This window comes from Edwardsiella hoshinae NBRC 105699 = ATCC 33379 (assembly GCF_000474215.1).
GTDB lineage: Bacteria > Pseudomonadota > Gammaproteobacteria > Enterobacterales > Enterobacteriaceae > Edwardsiella > Edwardsiella hoshinae.
This window is the reverse complement of sequence record NZ_BAUC01000019.1, coordinates 1-18,791: the sequence shown is the minus strand read 5'-3', so window position 1 is coordinate 18,791 and position 18,791 is coordinate 1. Positions and strand designations below refer to the sequence as shown.

The 18,791-nt window shown below is 56.9% G+C and carries 16 protein-coding genes; 2 read left to right on the top strand and 14 right to left on the bottom strand.

Features of this window, described 5'->3' with window-relative positions; translation table 11 throughout:
• Positions 1-31: 31 nt before the first annotated feature.
• Both EHO01S_RS08410 and ubiT read right to left on the bottom strand, forming a co-directional pair.
• Positions 32-535 (bottom strand): GNAT family N-acetyltransferase, encoded by a 504-nt coding sequence (locus tag EHO01S_RS08410; RefSeq protein ID WP_024523536.1) that lies wholly within the window; start codon positions 533-535, stop codon positions 32-34.
• Positions 529-1,050, bottom strand: coding sequence for a ubiquinone anaerobic biosynthesis accessory factor UbiT (ubiT, locus tag EHO01S_RS08405; protein WP_024523535.1), 522 nt, complete (start codon positions 1,048-1,050; stop codon positions 529-531). The genes EHO01S_RS08410 and ubiT overlap by 7 nt, the downstream gene beginning before the upstream one ends.
• Positions 1,051-1,335: 285 nt before the next feature.
• Between ubiT and ubiU the strand changes: the two genes are divergently transcribed.
• Together ubiU and EHO01S_RS08395 are read left to right on the top strand one after the other, a co-directional pair.
• Positions 1,336-2,331 carry a ubiquinone anaerobic biosynthesis protein UbiU gene (ubiU, locus tag EHO01S_RS08400; RefSeq protein ID WP_024523534.1) on the top strand — a complete coding sequence of 332 codons (996 nt, stop codon included), beginning with the start codon at positions 1,336-1,338 and terminating at the stop codon, positions 2,329-2,331.
• A gap of 11 nt (positions 2,332-2,342) precedes the next feature.
• On the top strand, positions 2,343-3,221 hold the full coding sequence (locus EHO01S_RS08395; RefSeq protein ID WP_024523533.1) for a U32 family peptidase: 879 nt from the start codon (positions 2,343-2,345) through the stop codon (positions 3,219-3,221).
• A 55-nt stretch (positions 3,222-3,276) separates the two neighbouring features.
• Here EHO01S_RS08395 and EHO01S_RS08390 read toward each other — a convergent pair whose 3' ends face one another.
• From EHO01S_RS08390 to rimP, 12 genes are all read right to left on the bottom strand, one after another.
• Positions 3,277-4,590: an L-cysteine desulfidase family protein gene (locus EHO01S_RS08390; RefSeq protein WP_024523532.1), complete on the bottom strand. Its 1,314-nt coding sequence runs from the start codon at positions 4,588-4,590 to the stop codon at positions 3,277-3,279.
• 40 nt (positions 4,591-4,630) lie between these two features.
• Positions 4,631-5,962: an SLC5/6 family protein gene (locus EHO01S_RS08385; RefSeq protein ID WP_024523531.1), complete on the bottom strand. Its 1,332-nt coding sequence runs from the start codon at positions 5,960-5,962 to the stop codon at positions 4,631-4,633.
• A 594-nt stretch (positions 5,963-6,556) separates the two neighbouring features.
• On the bottom strand, positions 6,557-8,443 hold the full coding sequence (locus tag EHO01S_RS08380; protein ID WP_024523530.1) for a DEAD/DEAH family ATP-dependent RNA helicase: 1,887 nt from the start codon (positions 8,441-8,443) through the stop codon (positions 6,557-6,559).
• Positions 8,436-8,516, bottom strand: coding sequence for a protein YrbN (gene yrbN / locus EHO01S_RS19480; protein ID WP_500778242.1), 81 nt, complete (start codon positions 8,514-8,516; stop codon positions 8,436-8,438). The genes EHO01S_RS08380 and yrbN overlap by 8 nt, the downstream gene beginning before the upstream one ends.
• 104 nt (positions 8,517-8,620) lie before the next feature.
• Positions 8,621-9,505 (bottom strand): lipoprotein NlpI, encoded by an 885-nt coding sequence (nlpI, locus tag EHO01S_RS08375; protein WP_024523529.1) that lies wholly within the window; start codon positions 9,503-9,505, stop codon positions 8,621-8,623.
• A 121-nt stretch (positions 9,506-9,626) separates the two neighbouring features.
• Entirely contained in the window at positions 9,627-11,750 is a 2,124-nt protein-coding gene (gene pnp / locus EHO01S_RS08370) for a polyribonucleotide nucleotidyltransferase (protein WP_024523528.1), read from the bottom strand.
• Between the two features lie 256 nt (positions 11,751-12,006).
• The gene (gene rpsO, locus EHO01S_RS08365; RefSeq protein WP_005281373.1) at positions 12,007-12,276 is read right to left on the bottom strand and encodes a 30S ribosomal protein S15; all 270 of its coding nucleotides are present in this window, start codon (positions 12,274-12,276) and stop codon (positions 12,007-12,009) included.
• 147 nt (positions 12,277-12,423) lie between these two features.
• Positions 12,424-13,386 (bottom strand): tRNA pseudouridine(55) synthase TruB, encoded by a 963-nt coding sequence (truB, locus tag EHO01S_RS08360; protein ID WP_024523527.1) that lies wholly within the window; start codon positions 13,384-13,386, stop codon positions 12,424-12,426.
• Positions 13,386-13,784, bottom strand: coding sequence for a 30S ribosome-binding factor RbfA (gene rbfA, locus EHO01S_RS08355; RefSeq protein ID WP_024523526.1), 399 nt, complete (start codon positions 13,782-13,784; stop codon positions 13,386-13,388). Before rbfA ends, truB begins: the two co-directional genes overlap by 1 nt.
• A gap of 100 nt (positions 13,785-13,884) precedes the next feature.
• Entirely contained in the window at positions 13,885-16,593 is a 2,709-nt protein-coding gene (infB, locus tag EHO01S_RS08350; RefSeq protein WP_024523525.1) for a translation initiation factor IF-2, read from the bottom strand.
• A 24-nt stretch (positions 16,594-16,617) separates the two neighbouring features.
• Positions 16,618-18,105 (bottom strand): transcription termination factor NusA, encoded by a 1,488-nt coding sequence (gene nusA, locus EHO01S_RS08345; RefSeq protein ID WP_024523524.1) that lies wholly within the window; start codon positions 18,103-18,105, stop codon positions 16,618-16,620.
• Between the two features lie 21 nt (positions 18,106-18,126).
• Positions 18,127-18,579: a ribosome maturation factor RimP gene (gene rimP, locus EHO01S_RS08340; protein WP_005295942.1), complete on the bottom strand. Its 453-nt coding sequence runs from the start codon at positions 18,577-18,579 to the stop codon at positions 18,127-18,129.
• Positions 18,580-18,791: the final 212 nt, after the last annotated feature.

Sequence of the window (18,791 nt, the reverse complement as noted above, 5' to 3'; positions counted from 1 at the left end):
TAGGCGGTGGAAGAGCCCCCACCGCCACGGTTCAAAAGCGTGCGAAAGGCGCGGCGTACTCAATGCGTCCACGAGCCTGAGCCAACGCCTGTGGCGCCAACGCATAGACCTGGAAGCTTGCCTCACAGCCCGGCCAACGGCAACTCAGTCCGTGTTCAGCCGCATTGACGAAACCAAAACGACGATAGTAGTGCGCATCGCCCAGCACCACGACTCCGGCATAGCCAAACTCATTCAGCGTATCCAGCCCTTCATAGACCAGTTGTTCACCGATCCCCTGACGGCGATAGGCCTCATCCACCGCCAACGGTGCCAAGCCAACCCACTGGCACTCCTCACCAGCGACGGTCACCGGACTGAACGCGGCATAGCCTATCACCCCGCCCTCGTCATCCGTCGCTACGACGCCTAGCGTCAGCAGACCATCCTCACGCAAGTGCGCCACGAGTTCAGCCTCGGCGTTACTCGGGAAGCTCGCCCGTAGCAAGCGATCGATGCCCGGGGCATCGACGGGGATCTCCGTCCGGATCAACATGTCGGCATGACACGCGCGTGTGCCGGCGTGCCCTCCTGTAATCCCGCCGCGACGAAGTCGGCTAACTGCATTAGCGCCATACGCAATGGCGCCGGCATCGACTCCGCGTCGATGGCATCCATTAAATTCTTCACATAAAGCCCCAATTCAGTGTCACCCTCGATACGCAACCGACGCTGGAAGAACAAGGTGTCGGGATCTTCTTTGCCGGCGGCGATCAGAATCAGATCGTTGGCATCCGCGCTGAAAGTGACATCTGCCGGTTGCTGGCGGCTGACACGCAACCCGCCCGGCGTGGCCGTGACACACCAACACAGCCCAAGATCACGCACCTCTACCTGTAGCCAACGCTCCTCGAGAAACGCCAACTCCCCTTCCGCCAGTGCCTGGCGGAACTGCCAAGTTAGCAGTTGCTGCAACACCTGCCGTTGCAGCGCAAACGGCGTAATTTTTAACGGCAGGCTCAACAATGCCGGCCCCTGACGCACGATCTGTGCTCGCAATTGTTCCAACACCGCGGTGACTCCTTCTGATCAGACTGCGTCTATTCTGCCATATACGGCCAGGTAGACTGCGTCTTATATCAACAAAAAGCCCCCTCGTTGTCACGGAATAATACGTTAGAGGGGCGCCATTTGGTAACAGACTGTCAACACGTCAGAAACTGCCTCAAGTCAAAACAACTACATAACGTCTTATCTAGAATGAGCGACAATCATGCTGACGCCGGCAGGGCGGCGTCGAGGGCCCTTACTACGCGCCTGGGAGCGCATCCCGAGGCCAATTTCAGGAAATCGCATATGGAACTGCTGTGCCCCGCCGGTAATCTCCCCGCACTCAAAGCGGCCATAGATAACGGTGCCGACGCCGTCTACATTGGATTGAAAGACGATACCAATGCCCGCCACTTCGCTGGTCTCAACTTTAATGAGAAAAGGTTACAGGAGGCGCACGACTACGTGCGACGTCATGGCCGTAAGCTGCACATCGCCATCAACACCTTCGCCCACCCCGATGGCTACGCACGCTGGCAGCGGGCAGTGGATATGGCCGCACAACAGGGCGCTGACGCGCTGATCCTGGCCGACCTGGCGATGCTAGAGTATGCCGCCGAGCGCTATCCTCATCTCGAGCGCCACGTATCGGTACAAGCTTCTGCAACCAATGAAGAGGCCATCCGCTTCTACCAGCGCCACTTCGCCGTAGCACGCGTCGTCTTACCACGCGTACTCTCCCTGCATCAGGTTAAACAGCTGGCGCGGACCAGTCCGGTACCGCTGGAGGTGTTTGCCTTCGGCAGCCTATGCATTATGTCCGAGGGGCGCTGCTATCTCTCCTCTTACCTGACTGGCGAGTCGCCGAATACCGTCGGCGCGTGTTCCCCGGCCCGCTTTGTACGCTGGCAACAGACGGCACAAGGCATGGAGTCGCGACTTAACGATGTGTTAATCGATCGCTATGCGCACGGTGAGAACGCCGGTTACCCCACCCTGTGCAAGGGACGCTATCTGGTGGATGGCGTGCGCTACCATACCCTGGAGGAGCCGACCAGCCTGAATACCCTCGCCCTGTTGCCAGCATTGATGGCCGCCAATATCGCCTCGATCAAGATCGAGGGGCGGCAACGCAGCCCGGCTTACGTCAGCCAGGTGACTCGCGTGTGGCGTCAGGCGATCGATCGTTGCCGCCAGGCCCCCGAAAGCTTTACCCCCGAGCGCGCCTGGATGGATGCGCTCGACGCCGTTTCCGAGGGCGTGCAAACCACCCTCGGCGCCTATCACCGTCGATGGCAGTAAGGAGTCCTACCATGCAATATGCGCTCGGCGCGGTACTTTACGGCTGGCCGGCGGCCAGCCTGGATACATTCTATCAGGCCGCCGCCGACAGCGAGGCTGATATCATCTACCTGGGCGAAACGGTATGCAGTAAGCGACGGGCGCTGAAAGTCGGTGACTGGCTGGCGTTGGCCAAAACACTGGCCGCAAGCGGCAAGCAGGTGGTGCTCTCCACCCTGGCGCTGATCCAGGCCCCCTCCGAGCTTAGCGAGCTACGACGCTATGTGGAGAATGGCGAGTTCCTCATCGAGGCCAATGATCTGGCGGCCGTCAACCTGGCCGCCGAGCGCCGCCTTCCCTTCGTCGCAGGGCCGGCGCTCAACTGCTATAACGCCGTCGCCTTGCGTCTATTGCTACGTCAAGGAATGGTACGCTGGTGTATGCCGGTGGAGTTATCGCGCGACTGGCTGCGCAACATTCGCCAGCAGTGCGAACAGCTCGGGATAGCGGAACGTTTTGAGATCGAGGTCTTCGCTTACGGCCATTTACCGCTCGCCTACTCTGCACGCTGTTTTAGCGCTCGCGCCGAAAACCGCCCTAAGGATGACTGTGACACTTGTTGCCAACGCTATCCACTGGGGCGCCGCGTGCTGTCACAGGAGCAACAGCAGGTCTTCGTGCTTAACGGCATCCAAACCCTGAGTGGCCGCTGCTATAACTTGGGTAATCATCTGCGCGAAATGCAGGGATGGGTCGATGTGGTCCGCCTCTCGCCACAAGGCGTCGAGACGCTGGACCTGTTGCGCCGCTTCCGTGCCAACGAGGAAGGTGATGCCCCACTGACCTTAGACACGCAGACGGAGTGCAATGGCTACTGGCTCCAACTCGCCGGACTCACCCTGCAAGCCTAAAACAGCTAACGTTGCGGGCGCACTCGGCGTCCGCAATGTCATGATCCCCACGTCGTCAGGACGCCTTACTGGCCATGATCTCAATAATTTGGGTATCCGTCTGGCGCATGGCACCGCTAGCCAACGCGCACAGGTTGGCGATCGACTGATCCACATCGTGTGCCACAATCCCCTCGTTACCGCTCACTGCGCTGTTGTCCAGCGCCATCAGTACCGCCTTAAAGGCAGCACTGGCACTGGTGGAAACCTTCATCGCACAACTATTGGAGGCACCATCGCAAATCATGCCACTGACATCGCCAATCATGCTGCCGATAGCCATCGCCACCGCCTCGTAACGCCCATCGATTAACCAGGCGATACCGGCCGCCGCGCCCATCGCCGCCGTGGTGGCTGCGCACAATGCTGACAACGCCGGTAGCTTACTATGGATGTAAATCGCCGTCAGATGCGACAACATCAGCGCCCGCGCCAATTGTTCCTGCGATGCCTGGAGATACTCAGCCACCACTACTACCGGCATGGTTGCCGTAATCCCCTGATTACCGGAGCCGGAGTTGCTCATCGCCGGCAGTACGGCACCGCCCATACGCGCATCGGAGGCTGCCGAGGTGCGGATCATGATCTCACTCAGCAGATCGTGTGCCAACAACCCGCGTTCGCGCTGCTGGGCCAGGGTCGCACCGATATGCAGGCCGTAACGACTACGCAATCCCTCTCGCGACAACGCGCCATTCAACTCGGCCGCGTCCAAGATAAACGCAATGCGGGCCAACGGCACGTCGCAGGCAAAGCGATAGACCTGCTCCAACGATGCGCGAGCCAGACAGTACCCCGCCTCATTCGCCTCACCGCACTCATCGGCGGCGAAAATCAGTCGCCCATTATGCTCCACCCGGATCACCCGGGTATGATCGCCTGCAATGGTAACCTCGGCCCAAGCATCGCCAGCATAAACGCGGGCGCAGGAAAGCAAGACCTGTTCACAAGGCTGCTCCATGCCCACACTCACCTGCCCGGCGGCGAGTAACGCCTTGGCCGCTGCGATCGCCTCGGCGGAGGCGTGCTTGATCACCTCCAGTCCAGCGTCCGCATCACCGCCCAACGCACCCAGCGCCGCCGCGATCGGCAGGCCAACCATCCCCGTCCCCGGCACCGTGACTCCCATACCGTTCTTCATGAGGTTCGGCGACACACGGCAGACGATACGCTCGACCGGCGCAGCCAGCTGGCGAGCAGCCAATGCCGCGGCCAGAGCCAGTGAGATCGGCTCGGTACAGCCCACCGCCGGTTTAACTTCCTGGCGGACTGCGCGGATAAACTCATCCCACAGCAGTGTGTTATCGCAGGGATTGGATGTGTTGTTCATAGTTCAGCCCTTTATCGAGAAACGAGTCGCACGTCATCCCTTAGGAAAAGGCCAGTAGCGGTGAGATGCACAGCAACAGCCCGGTGACGATGATCACCCATAGAGAGACGCCCTTATACTTATGCAGCGCCGGCACTCGGTACACCAAGTAAGCGGGGATCAGACACCCTACCAAGCCGAAGATCGGGCTGCATACCGAGGTAAAGCTCAGTACCGGCGCGTTGAGGATGATCGCCCCCCACGCCAGCAGCACGGCAAACACCATGATGCCGTTCTGAACCCAACGCTCTTTAATCCGCTCTGGCGGCAGCAGACGCCGCAACAGATTCATTACAATGCCCTGAGTCGCCTCCCGGAAGCCCAAGTAGACGCCAAAGAAGGCGGTCATCACGGCAAAAATGTTGAGAATGACACTCACCACCGTGACCCAATTTTCTGCCCCACCATCAATAAACTGTGCGGCGATGGCCAGCGCAGAAATATTCTGCTGATAGGCCTTCACCGCCTCGTCATGCCCCATCGCCAACGTGAAAGAGACGGCGTAGAAGAAGACCGTGACAAAGAGAATGCCGAAAGCGATATTCATCGCCCGCAACGCCTTATAACGTGCGACCTCGCGAGACTTCGCCTTCGCTCGGTAAGAAATCACCATCGGGCTGAGCGTCTGAATAAACAGAATCGAGGTCAGGGTAAACGGCAGCGTGATCACCGCGTTCTTGATCAATAAAGCCAACGGCGGTAGCGCACCGACGTTATACAGATGCCACATACCCACCATAGCTACGCCCAACGCCGCCACCACCAGCAGCTTGGTCAACACCATAAAACTGGAGAGTTTGAACAGCAGCCGCTCACCACGCGACGAGATGGCGACCAGCACACAGATCAGCGCCAAACCATAGAACGGGTTCTCCGACAGCAACCCCTCGGTCACACCAAAGGTGTGCAGGTACGAGGCGCTATCGTTTGTGATGGCCGTCGAATAGACGAACATCCAGATCACCAGCATCACAAAATAGAGCGCCCCAAGCAGCATGCCCCAGTTCTTTCCCAGATAGCCGCTGATCACGCTCGGATAGTCACGACACTCTGGCGCCTCGGCCAGAGTGTTGATAAATAAGCGCTGAAATAGATACATCGCCGGATAACCCACCACCGAGGAGAGCAGAAAGACCCACAACCCCATCAGGCCGACCTGAACCGGCAGGAAGACGATCCCGGCCCCGATCGCCATCCCGATACTCATGATCACCCACCCCACATCGGTGCTGTCGAAACGCGTTGCCTCACGCCATTCACGCTCGCTCATGCCGTCACGCACCGAGCCGGGCATATCGGTCATTACTACACTGCTTGCTTGTGTCGTTTCCATCGTCGCTCTCACTTGCCAGTACGCGGCGGGATCCACGGCAAATCATAGTCTGCCTCTGCCGTCTCGGAGCCGCCTGTAGAGAATTATCATCGTTATCATTTACAGAGTCGGATGCCGCGCAGCAGGGCGATGGCGCAATAGCATCATCGGGTGCAGGATCTATTATTGTGACGAGATCATAGCGCTGTTGCGGGAGAAAAAATTTTCAACTCATCGCTCTGCTATCGCGGTCTACATAAAAATTTTTCTCTAGAAAGGGAATTATTTTGAATATTTACCTACACAAACGGCAAAAGGTAAAATTATTTTTTATACAAATGGACAATATGCAAATAATGCATTGATATATCGCATCTTTCAGCGAGAGGGGGAAAGCGGAGAGGAAAATTAACGTTAACAAGATGACGCGCTAGCGCCAAGAAAAACGTATCACTGATCGCAATTTTAGAGTGAGCAAGCGCACAGTTTAGTCAAAAATTCTGTTTTTACGTATAAAAACAATAATAATTAGAATAATAAACTAGCCATCTGGCAAGCGTAGCGCGTAAAAAGGCCAGCCCGCAGGCTGGCCTTATCATCTAACGCGAGGCGTGCTTATGCATCGTTAAAACGACGGCGGCTGTGGCCGTTATCGTCGGAACGAGCATTACGTCCGTCACGGTTAAAACCGCGCTCGCCGCGACGGTCGTCAGCGAAACGACGCTGGCCACCGAAACCGCCACGACGCTCGCCGTCACGACCACCGAAGCTGCGGCGTTCACCGCGCTCACCACCACGCTCACGACGCTGTTCGCGCGCCGGCGCATCCCCGATCAACTGCATATTCATCGGCTTATTCAGGATACGAGTACGGGTGAAGTGTGTTAGCAGATCGCCCGGCATACCTTTCGGTAACTCGATGGTAGAGTGAGAACCGAACAGACGGATATTACCGATGTAACGGCTGCTGATATCGCCTTCGTTGGCGATGGCGCCAACAATATGACGAACTTCGACGCCATCGTCACGCCCCACTTCGATGCGATACAGCTCCATCTCACCGACATCGCGACGCTCGCGACGCGGACGATCGCCGCCATCGCGCTCGCGGCGAGCAAACCGATCGCCTCCACGATCATCACGATCGCGGAACTCACGACGCGGACGACGCTCGATAACCGGATCCGGTGGCAGGATCAGCGGACGCTCACCCTGCGCCATCTTCAATAACGCGGCGGCCAGCGTTTCCATATCCTGCTCTTCTTCCGGTTGCAGTTTAGCCAGCAATGCACGGTATTGATCCAGATCGCTGCTCTCCAGTTGCTGCTGGACGCGCGCGGCGAACTTAGCCAGACGGCGCGTGCCAAGCAGTTCAGCATTCGGCAGCTCCACTTCCGGAATGGTCAGCTTCATGGTGCGCTCGATGTTACGCAACAGACGACGCTCGCGGTTATCGACGAACAACAGCGCACGACCGGCGCGACCAGCGCGACCGGTACGACCGATACGGTGAACGTAAGACTCGGCATCCATCGGGATATCATAGTTAACCACTAGGCTGATACGCTCGACATCCAGGCCACGCGCCGCCACGTCGGTCGCGATAAGGATATCCAGACGACCGTCCTTCAGGCGCTCCAGCGTCTGCTCACGCAACGCCTGGTTCATATCGCCGTTCAGTGCCGCACTACTGTAGCCATTGCGCTCCAGTGCCTCGGCGACTTCCAGGGTGGCATTCTTGGTGCGCACGAAGATGATAGCAGCATCGAAGTCTTCGGCTTCCAGGAAGCGCACCAACGCCTCATTTTTACGCATCCCATACACTGTCCAGTAGCTCTGGCTGATATCTGGGCGGGTGGTGACGCTAGATTGAATGCGCACTTCCTGCGGCTCATTCATAAAGCGACGAGTAATACGACGGATCGCCTCCGGCATAGTGGCAGAGAACAGGGCGGTCTGATGCTCCGCCGGGATCTGCGCCATGATAGTTTCCACGTCTTCGATAAAGCCCATACGCAGCATCTCGTCGGCTTCATCCAGCACCAGGCCGCGCAGGCTGGCCAGGCTCAGCGTGCCACGCTTGAGGTGATCCAGCAGACGGCCCGGCGTACCGACCACGATCTGCGGCCCCTGACGCAAGGCACGCAACTGAACGTCATAACGCTGGCCGCCATACAGGGCCACCACGTTGATGCCGTGCAGATGCTTGGAAAAATCGGTCATCGCTTCGGCAACCTGTACCGCCAACTCGCGAGTCGGAGCCAGTACCAGCACCTGCGGTGCTTTCTGCGCAGGATCGATGTTGTTCAACAACGGCAGTGAGAATGCCGCGGTCTTACCACTGCCGGTCTGCGCCATGCCCAGCACGTCGCGCCCGTTCAGCAGGTGAGGAATACAGGCCGCCTGAATCGGTGACGGCTTCTCATAGCCCAAATCATTCAGGGCTTCAATAATAGGTGCAGCTAACCCCAGGTCAGCAAAGGTGGTTTCGAACTCAGCCATGTAAACGTGCCTCACGATGTGCAATGGCGGCCAGTCTGCATAACTCGTCTAGAAAACGAACAACATTTTTCATTGAAAAGTGTGAACCGGCTCAAATTAGAAGAAATGACGAACAAAAAAACCTCGCCCGGGAAGGACGATTAAATCAATGATTTAAAAATAAAAATGCTCGTCAGCTTATTGCTGGTCCGATTCTGGTATGTCGTCTTGCTCTTGACCCAAGCGGGCCAATTCCAACAGTGCGTAACGGTTCTCAACAAAGTTATGAACGTTGTTGGCGACCGTCAGTTTGAACAGTGCAGAAGCACTGCTCTTCTCCCCCAGACTCAGGTAATGTTTACCTAAATAGAAGTCAGTTTCACTGAGATGCTCAGCGAGCGAAGTGTTATCCGTTGCATCCGCCTGTAAGCGTTCCATCAGCGTCTTTTCGCTGATTTTGCCCAGGTAGAATTCGACAATATTCCATCCCCATTGACTCCGGTTCGCCTTATTGTAGCGCTGGCTCAACGCCTCAAGCGCCTGCTCCTGGTTTAGCTCACGCTCAGCCAGGTAAAGCCATAACGACCGGAACGGATCGTTGGGATCGTCTTGATAAAACGCCTGCAGATCATCTTGCGCTAGCGAATACCGCCCACCGTAATACAGGGCAATACCGCGATTTAAACGCGCATAGCTGTAAGTTGGATCAAGCTCTAGTACAGAATCAAACGCTTCATAGGCGGCATCAAAGTTGCCAGCCTGCGTCAAATAAATCCCCAGATAGTTAAAAACCTCTGGCATATCAGGACGAATGGCTAACGCTTGCGAGAAATCGTTACGCGCTAGCGCCCTCAGTCCGAGACTATCATACAGTACTCCGCGCTCATAGAGAAGCTGAGCGCGTTCATCATCCGTTAATGCTCGACTGGCAAGGATTTGTTCCATGCGCGCCAGCATTACCTCCTGCTGCAACGAGGGCTGCAACGGGATGGCCAGTACTTCGTTTTTACGCCAATCAGCGTTGCTGCATCCTGCCAGCAAAATTGCTGTCGCAACGTAACACCAGCGCAAGATAGGCTTCATTTCCCAACTCCCGAAGACCAACACGGATAAACGTCCTATCATCCATCAAGGTACTACCACATCCTGCGGTAGTGTGACAAACGGCTTCCCACGGAGGGGAAGCCGTAATGCTGCACGCGCGTTATTCTGCGTCAGCGGGTGCATCCTGACTTACTGCGGCAGTGGTGTTAGCTTCTTTGATGCTCAAACGTACGCGGCCCTGACGGTCCACTTCCAGCACCTTAACAGCCACCTCCTGACCCAGTTGCAGGTAGTCGGTCACCTTCTCCACACGCTTGTCGGCGATCTGAGAGATATGAACCAGCCCTTCTTTACCGCCACCGATGGCGACAAAGGCGCCAAAGTCAACGATACGGGTCACTTTACCCTGATAGATACGGCCCACTTCGATCTCGGCAGTGATCTCTTCGATACGACGAATGGCGTGTTTAGCCTTCTCACCGTCGGTCGCCGCGATCTTCACAGTGCCATCATCGTCGATCTCGATGGTGGTGCCGGTCTCTTCAGTCAACGCACGGATCACAGAGCCACCCTTACCGATCACATCCTTGATCTTCTCCGGATTGATCTTGATGGTATGGATACGCGGTGCAAACTCAGAGATGTCGCCGCGCGGTGCATTGATCGCTTGCTCCATGACACTCAGAATGTGCAGACGCGCACCCTTAGCCTGGTTCAGTGCCACCTGCATGATTTCGCGGGTGATGCCTTCGATCTTGATGTCCATCTGCAACGCGGTGACGCCATCACGGCTACCGGCCACTTTGAAGTCCATATCGCCCAGGTGATCTTCATCGCCCAGGATGTCAGACAGCACGACAAAATTGTCCTGCTCTTTCACCAGTCCCATGGCGATACCCGCCACGGCGGCTTTGATCGGTACACCGGCATCCATCAGTGCCAGAGAGGCACCGCAGACTGACGCCATAGAAGAAGAACCGTTAGATTCGGTGATCTCGGAGACCACACGCACCGTGTACGGGAACGCTTCCTGGGACGGCATTACTGCCAGCACACCGCGCTTAGCCAAACGGCCATGACCGATTTCACGGCGTTTCGGCGATCCCATCATTCCGGTTTCACCGACAGAGTACGGCGGGAAGTTATAGTGTAGCAGGAAACGGTCGGTACGCTCGCCAGTCAGCTCATCGATATTCTGTGCGTCACGCTCGGTGCCCAGGGTCGCCGTCACCAGAGCCTGCGTTTCGCCACGGGTAAACAGTGCAGAGCCATGGGTACGCGGCAGTACGCCGGTACGCACGTCTAGCGCACGGATCATGTCTTTCTCACGACCATCAATACGCGGCTCACCACGCAGTACGCGGCCACGCACTACGGATTTCTCCAGCGCGCCCAGGATATCGCTGATTTCACCCGCGTCCAGCGACGCATCTTCAGCCAGCAGATCGGCGATGACGGACTCTTTGATCTCATCAACTTTAGCGTAGCGCGCTTGCTTCTCGGTGATGTGGTAAGCTTCGCCCAGACGCGCTTCGGCCATTTCGCTCACACGCTGTTGCAGCGCGGTATTAACCTCCGGCGCGCTCCACTCCCAACGCGGTTTGCCGACTTCGGCAGCCAACGCTTTGATATTTTCGATGACGATCTGCTGCTGTTCATGACCGAAGACCACCGCACCCAGCATCTGATCTTCGCTGAGCAGGTCGGCTTCTGATTCCACCATCAGCACGGCGCTATCAGTACCGGCAACCACCAGATCCAGACGGCTCAGTTTGAGTTCATCCTGCGTCGGGTTCAGCACATACTGATCGTTGATATAACCCACACGAGCAGCACCGATCGGGCCGTTGAACGGGATACCAGAAAGTGTCAGCGCCGCAGAGGCGCCGATCATCGCAACGATATCCGGGCTCACCTGCGGGTTCACGGAAACCACGGTCGCCACAACCTGCACCTCATTGAGGAAACCTTCTGGGAACAGCGGACGGATCGGGCGATCGATCAGACGCGCGATCAGAGTTTCACCCTCACCAGGGCGCCCTTCACGACGGAAGAAGCCGCCAGGGAAACGACCGGCAGCGTAAGCACGCTCCTGGTAGTTAACGGTCAGCGGGAAGAAGTCCTGACCTTCACGGGCTTTCTTCGCCCCGACCACGGTAACGAATACCGCGGTGTCATCCATGGTGACCATCACGGCAGCGGTAGCCTGACGTGCCATCATGCCGGTTTCCAGCGTAACGGTATGCTGGCCATATTGGAATTTGCGAACGGTTGGCGTCAACAAAGTCATTTTCCTTTTCGTTAAGCAACGCGCCATCCCGAAGAACGGCGCCCTTCTATAACCGGAGGCTTTGCTACATTCTCGCGACTAAGGCAAGCTGCCGCCTCAAACGGCGGCTTGCATTAGCCGCGCGAACCTCTGTAACAAGCAGGCCGGCTACACCTTTTTGTCTGCAACGGCAATACATTAACCTGATTTTCCGTTGCTTCCTAGAAGAAAGGGGCCAACGTAGGCCCCTTTACTTCAGAAAATCGCTAGATTAGCGACGCAGACCCAGACGCTCGATCAGGCTGGAGTAACGTGCTACATCTTTACGCTTCAGGTAGTCCAGCAGCTTACGACGCTGAGAAACCATGCGCAGCAGACCACGACGGCTGTGGTGATCTTTTTTATGTTCGGCGAAGTGGCCCTGCAGATGGTTAATCTGCGCGGTCAGCAGAGCGACCTGCACTTCGGTAGAACCGCTGTCGTTAGCATCACGACCGAACTCAGCAACGATTTTAGCTTTCGCTTCAACGCTTAGAGACATTATAGAACTCCAAATTTGAAAAGTTTAAAAAACGGGCGCCAATCTCTAATTCAGCAACCCAATGTATTAGCCGCGTCATTCTACTCTGCACCCTGACCCTTGGCAAGAAATCAGCCGATTCCTAACGCACTTGGCACGGGGCGATGATCAACGCGGATCATCCTCGGAGAGTCGCGACGCCACCACCATCCGACGCGGAGCCAAGCGCCCCTGATCGTCTACCTCGCCGACACCGATAAAACGCCGCGACTCACCGACGGTGATACGTACCATCCCCTGCGACGGCAGACCCGGCGTCTGAACGGCTTGGCCCAGTTGTACATAGCCTGCGACCAGCTCGGACAGGTTCACCTCTGGCAGATGCGCGGCGGCAGTATCCATCGGCAGCAACAACGGATCGAGTAAGACGCGTGGCGCGATCCCCTGCTGCTCGGCCTGCACCAGCAACGCTTGCAACTGTGCCAACGTTACCATGCGCTCGCTCGGATAGCCGGAGACTTGGAGGCGACGCAGCACGATGACGTGCGCGCCGCAGCCCAGCACTTCACCCAAATCATCAATGATGGTGCGAATGTAGGTCCCCTTAGAGCAGTGGATCTCCAGCTCCAACTCATCCCCTTCCCAGCGGATGAAACGCAACGCATACACGGTGATGTCGCGCGCCTCACGTGGCACGGCGATCCCTTGACGGGCGTATTCATACAACGGGCGTCCCTGGTACTTGAGGGCCGAGTACATCGAAGGCACCTGGCGACCCGCACCACGGAACCCTTCCAGCGCCTGCGCCAACTGCGCCTCGCTAAAAGTCACAGGACGCTCGCTCACCACCTGACCATCAGCGTCAGAGGTATCGGTACGCTGCCCCAAGCGGGCAACCACCCGGTAACGCTTGTCTGCATCCAGCAGGAACTGGGAAAATTTGGTCGCCTCTCCCAGGCAGATCGGCAGCATGCCGGTAGCCAACGGATCCAACGCTCCGGTATGCCCGGCCTTATTAGCGTTGTAGATGCGCTTCACCTTTTGCAGCACATCGTTGGACGACATCCCCGGCCCTTTATCCAACAGCAGGACGGCATTGATATCACGGCCGCGACGACGGGGTCGAGACATTACGCCTCCTCACCCCGATCGGCCGCCGTCCGGCGTGCCTCATCGTCTTTGACCACGTTACTCACCAGGTTAGACATACGCATCCCCTCGACCAGAGAGGCATCGTAGGCAAAGGTCAACTCTGGCACAACACGCAGGCGCATCGCTTTACCCAGCAACATACGAATGAAACCCGAGGCATCCTGCAACGCCTTCAGACCGGCTTTCACCGCCTCCGGCTCCCCATCATTCAAAAAGGTGACAAAGACTTTGGCATAGGCCAGATCGCGTGAAACTTCGACGCCGGAAACCGTCGCCATGCCAATTCGCGGATCTTTGACCTCACGTTGCAGGATGATAGCAATCTCTTTCTGCATTTCCTGCGCGACGCGCTGAGTACGGCTAAATTCTCTCACCATGATCGTTTCTCCAGACAAACAGGGGGGCCAGAGCCCCCCGATTAGCTTTATGCTGTGCTAACGCTTACTCGCCACCCAACAAAGGGCGGCGCGACAGAAATCAGTCGATAGAGCGTTTCACTTCGATGGTCTCGAACACTTCGATCACATCGCCCGGACGGACGTCGTTGTAGTTCTTCACACCGATACCACATTCCATGCCGTTACGTACTTCGTTGACGTCATCTTTGAAGCGACGCAGCGACTCCAGCTCGCCTTCGTAGATCACCACGTTGTCGCGCAGGACACGGATCGGGTTGTGGCGCTTGACCACACCTTCGGTAACCATACAACCGGCGATGGCGCCAAACTTCGGTGACTTGAACACATCACGCACTTCGGCCAGGCCGATGATTTCCTGCTTGTATTCCGGCGCCAGCATGCCGCTCATCGCCTGCTTAACTTCGTCGATCAGATCATAGATGACGGAGTAGTAGCGCAGATCCAGGTTTTCCGCTTCCACCACGCGACGCGCAGAGGCATCGGCACGGACGTTGAAACCCAACAGGATAGCGTTGGATGCCGCCGCTAGGGTCGCATCGGTCTCGGTGATACCGCCCACACCAGAGCCAACAATCTTCACCTTCACTTCGTCGGTAGAGAGCTTGCGCAGAGAGTCGGCGATCGCTTCGACAGAGCCCTGAACGTCGGCTTTCAGAACGATGTTCAGTTCGGAGACTTCGCCCTCGACCATGTTGGAGAACATGTTTTCCAGCTTGGCTTTCTGCTGACGCGCCAGTTTGACTTCGCGGAACTTACCCTGACGATACAGCGCCACTTCACGCGCCTTCTTCTCGTCACGTACCACAGTCGCTTCATCACCCGCAGCCGGCACACCGGACATGCCGAGGATCTCAACCGGGATGGACGGGCCGGCTTCCGTGATTTCACGCCCCAGCTCGTCACGCATGGCACGCACGCGGCCATATTCGAAACCACACAGTACGATGTCGCCCTTGTGCAGAGTGCCTTCACGCACCAACACCGTCGCCACCGGGCCACGGCCCTTATCCAGGAAGGATTCGATCACCACGCCACTGGCCATACCATTACGCACGGCCTTCAGCTCCAGCACTTCGGCCTGTAACAGGATAGCATCCAGCAGATCGTCGATACCGGTACCCGCCTTGGCGGAGACATGGACGAACTGAGCCTCGCCGCCCCACTCTTCCGGCATGACGCCGTATTGGGACAGTTCGTTCTTCACACGATCCGGATCGGCTTCCGGCTTATCTATCTTGTTCACCGCGACAACCAACGGAACACCGGCGGCTTTGGCGTGCTGAATCGCCTCAATCGTCTGCGGCATCACACCGTCATCGGCAGCCACGACCAGCACCACGATATCGGTCGCCTGGGCACCACGCGCACGCATGGCGGTAAACGCGGCGTGCCCCGGCGTATCCAGGAAGGTGATCATGCCATTATCGGTCTGCACATGATAAGCACCGATATGCTGGGTGATCCCACCGGCTTCGCCCGCCGCCACCTTGGTGGAGCGGATGTAGTCCAGCAGTGACGTCTTACCGTGGTCGACGTGGCCCATGATGGTCACTACCGGCGCACGCGGTTCAGCAGCAGCACCGGTATCACGATCGTTCAGTACCGCCTCTTCCAGCTCATTCTCACGACGCAGGATCACCTTATGACCCATCTCTTCCGCGACCAGTTGGGCCGTTTCTTGATCGATCACCTGGTTAATGGTCGCCATGGCGCCCATCTTCATCATCGCTTTGATGACCTGAGAGCCCTTCACCGCCATTTTGTTGGCCAATTCAGCCACGGTGATGGTTTCGCCGATCACCACGTCACGGTTGACCGCCTGGGCCGGCTTGGTAAAGCCCTGCTGCAATGCACTCGGTTTACGCTGCTTACTGCCCTTACCGCCGCGATTAACGGCGCGCGCTTCTTCGCGATCGGCCTTAGATTCAGACAGCTTGCTGCCTTTCTTCTGCTTAGCGGCCTTGCCGCCACGACCACGGCCACGGCGATCGCCTTCCACCTGACGATCGTTCTCATCCTCCGCCTCACGGGCATGATGAGAGGTCGTAACGTGATAGTCGCTGCTATCTTCGTCGGTGTTGTTCTCGGTCCACTTACCCTCGTTGGCTTCCGCCATACGACGCGCCTCTTCGGCGACCTTACGGGCTTCCTCTTCCAGCTTACGGCGCGCTTCTTCTTCTGCCTTGCGTTTCAGTTCAGCGGCTTCAGCTTCGCGCTTGGCCTTTTCCGCCTGCGCAGCTTTAGTTTTTTCGTCGGTATGTTGGTTGGTCACTTTTTCTTTTTCCGCTGCTTCACGCTTAGCTTTCTCAGCGGCCTCACGTTTGGCTTGTTCTTCTTGTTGACGCTTGGCCTGCTCTGCCGCTTCGCGCTTGGCCTGTTCTGCCATCTCGCGCTGAGTCTGCTCTTCAGCCTCGCGTTTCGCCTGTTCTTCCGCTTCGCGCTTCGCCTGAGCCTCGGCTTCTGCCTGGAGGGCTGCTGCGTCGCTCTTCACATAAGTGCGCTTTTTGCGGACTTCAATCTGCACTGACTTGCTCTTACCGCCGGTGCCAGGGACACTCAGCGTGCTACGTGTCTTACGTTGTAGCGTCAGTTTACCGGAAGATCCACCGTGCTCACGGTTTAAATGAGCCAGCAGCGCTTCACGTTCCTGGGGGCTCACAGAGTCGTCGGGTGATTTGTTAATACCTGCATCAGCCAGTTGCTGTACCAGGCGCTCAACCGAAGTTTGGATCTCTGCTGCCAGTGATTTTACCGTTACTTCTGCCATGCTGTTCCTTCCTGCTACAGTTCATTATTCACTATCGCCAAACCAACAGATATTACGCGCCGCCATGATCAGCTCACCCGCCGATTCATGATTGAGGCCTTCAATATCGGTCAGGTCATCGACGCCCTGCTCGGCAAGATCTTCCAGCGTACATACTCCACGCGCGGCCAGTTTAAAGGCTACGCTGCGCTCCATACCCGGCAGATTGAGCAAATCGTCAGCCGGTTTGTTGTCGCCCAGGCTCTCTTCCTGCGCCAGCGCCAGCGTCGTCAGTGCATTCTTCGCACGGGTACGCAGCGCTTCAACGGTCTCTTCATCCAGACCCTCGATGGCCAGCAGCTCATGCTCGGGTACATAGGCCAGCTCTTCCAGCGTGGAGAAGCCTTCTTCGACCAGCAAGGTAGCGAACTCTTCGTCGATATCCAGATGCTTAGTGAAGGTATCAATGGCGGCGTGCGCTTCGGCCTGGTGTTTAGCCTGTAGATCGTCAACCGTCATGACATTCAGCTCCCACCCGCTCAGCTGTGACGCCAGACGCACATTCTGACCGTTGCGGCCGATGGCCTGAGCCAGGTTAGAGGCTTCCACGGCGATATCCATGGTGTGCTTGTCTTCATCGACCACGATGGAGGCAACGTCAGCCGGCGCCATCGCGTTGATGACGAACTGTGCCGGATTATCATCCCACAGCACGATATCGATGCGCTCGCCGCCCAGCTCGCTGGAGACAGCCTGCACGCGTGCGCCACGCATGCCGACGCAGGCACCGACTGGATCGATACGCTTATCGTTGGTCTTCACCGCAATCTTAGCTCGCGAGCCCGGATCACGCGCTGCGCCCTTGATTTCGATCACTTCTTCGCCGATCTCCGGCACTTCGATGCGGAACAGCTCGATCAGCATCTCTGGACGGGAACGGGTGACGAACAGCTGGGCACCTCGCGCCTCTGGACGCACGGCGTACAATACACCGCGGATACGATCGCCCGGCCGAAAGTTTTCACGCGGTAGCATGTCTTCACGGCCAATCACCGCTTCAGCGTTGTTGCCCAGATCCAGCGAAATGCTGTCACGGTTAACTTTCTTCACCACACCGGTGACGATTTCGCCTTCGTGTTCGCGGAAAGCATCCACCACCATCGCCCGCTCAGCTTCCCGGACTTTCTGTACGATAACCTGCTTGGCGGTCTGGGTGGTAATACGGTCGAAAGTGACAGATTCGATCTGATCTTCGACATAATCACCCAAATTAAGCGCCGGATCTTCGAAGCGTGCCGCTTCCAGCGTAATTTCGCGGGTCGGCTGGGTCACTTCTTCGACGATCAGCCAACGGCGGAAGGTATCGAAGTCACCGGATTTACGATCGATGGCAACACGCACATCGATTTCTTGCTCATATTTCTTCTTGGTGGCCGTAGCCAGCGCGGTTTCCAGCGCCTCAAAAATCTTCTCGCGCGGCAGCGCCTTTTCGTTGGAAACGGCCTCCACAACAGCCAGAATCTCTTTATTCATCCTAGTTGCCTCATCCGAACGTTAAAAGTGGGGTACCAGGTTCGCTTTCTGGACATTGCTCAGCGCGAACACTTCATCTTTGCCATCAACCGTGACCGTAATCATCTCGCCGTCTACCGCCTTGATGACCCCCTGCCACTTACGACGATTCTGCATCGCCATCCGTAATACCAGCGTCACTTCCTCATTCAGAAAACGGGTGTAATGTTCGGCGGTAAACAACGGACGATCCATCCCCGGCGAGGAGACTTCCAGGTTATAGGCGACTGAAATCGGATCCTCTACGTCAAGAACGGCGCTGACCTGGTGGCTAACATCAGCACAATCATCAACAGTGATACCTTCTTCACTATCGATATAGATTCGCAGCGTTGAATGGCGGCCACGGATGAACTCAATCCCGACCAGCTCGAAGCCCAAGGCTTCGACTGGCGCCGTAATCATCTCTGTTAATTTTTGCTCTAATGTGGACAAGCCCACCCCCAAGACATAAAAAAAGGGCCTTATAGCCCAGTGATTCTGTTGTCAGATAACAAAAAACCCCGAATAATCGGGGCTTTATGCAACTGGACCCTATATACCGCCAAGCGGGATTCGAAGCCAGTCTCGCAAGTATATTTTTCAAATAATACTTCGCGGCCCAAGGCTGTGCGTTAACAGTATATTTGAAAATAGATACTGAAGGA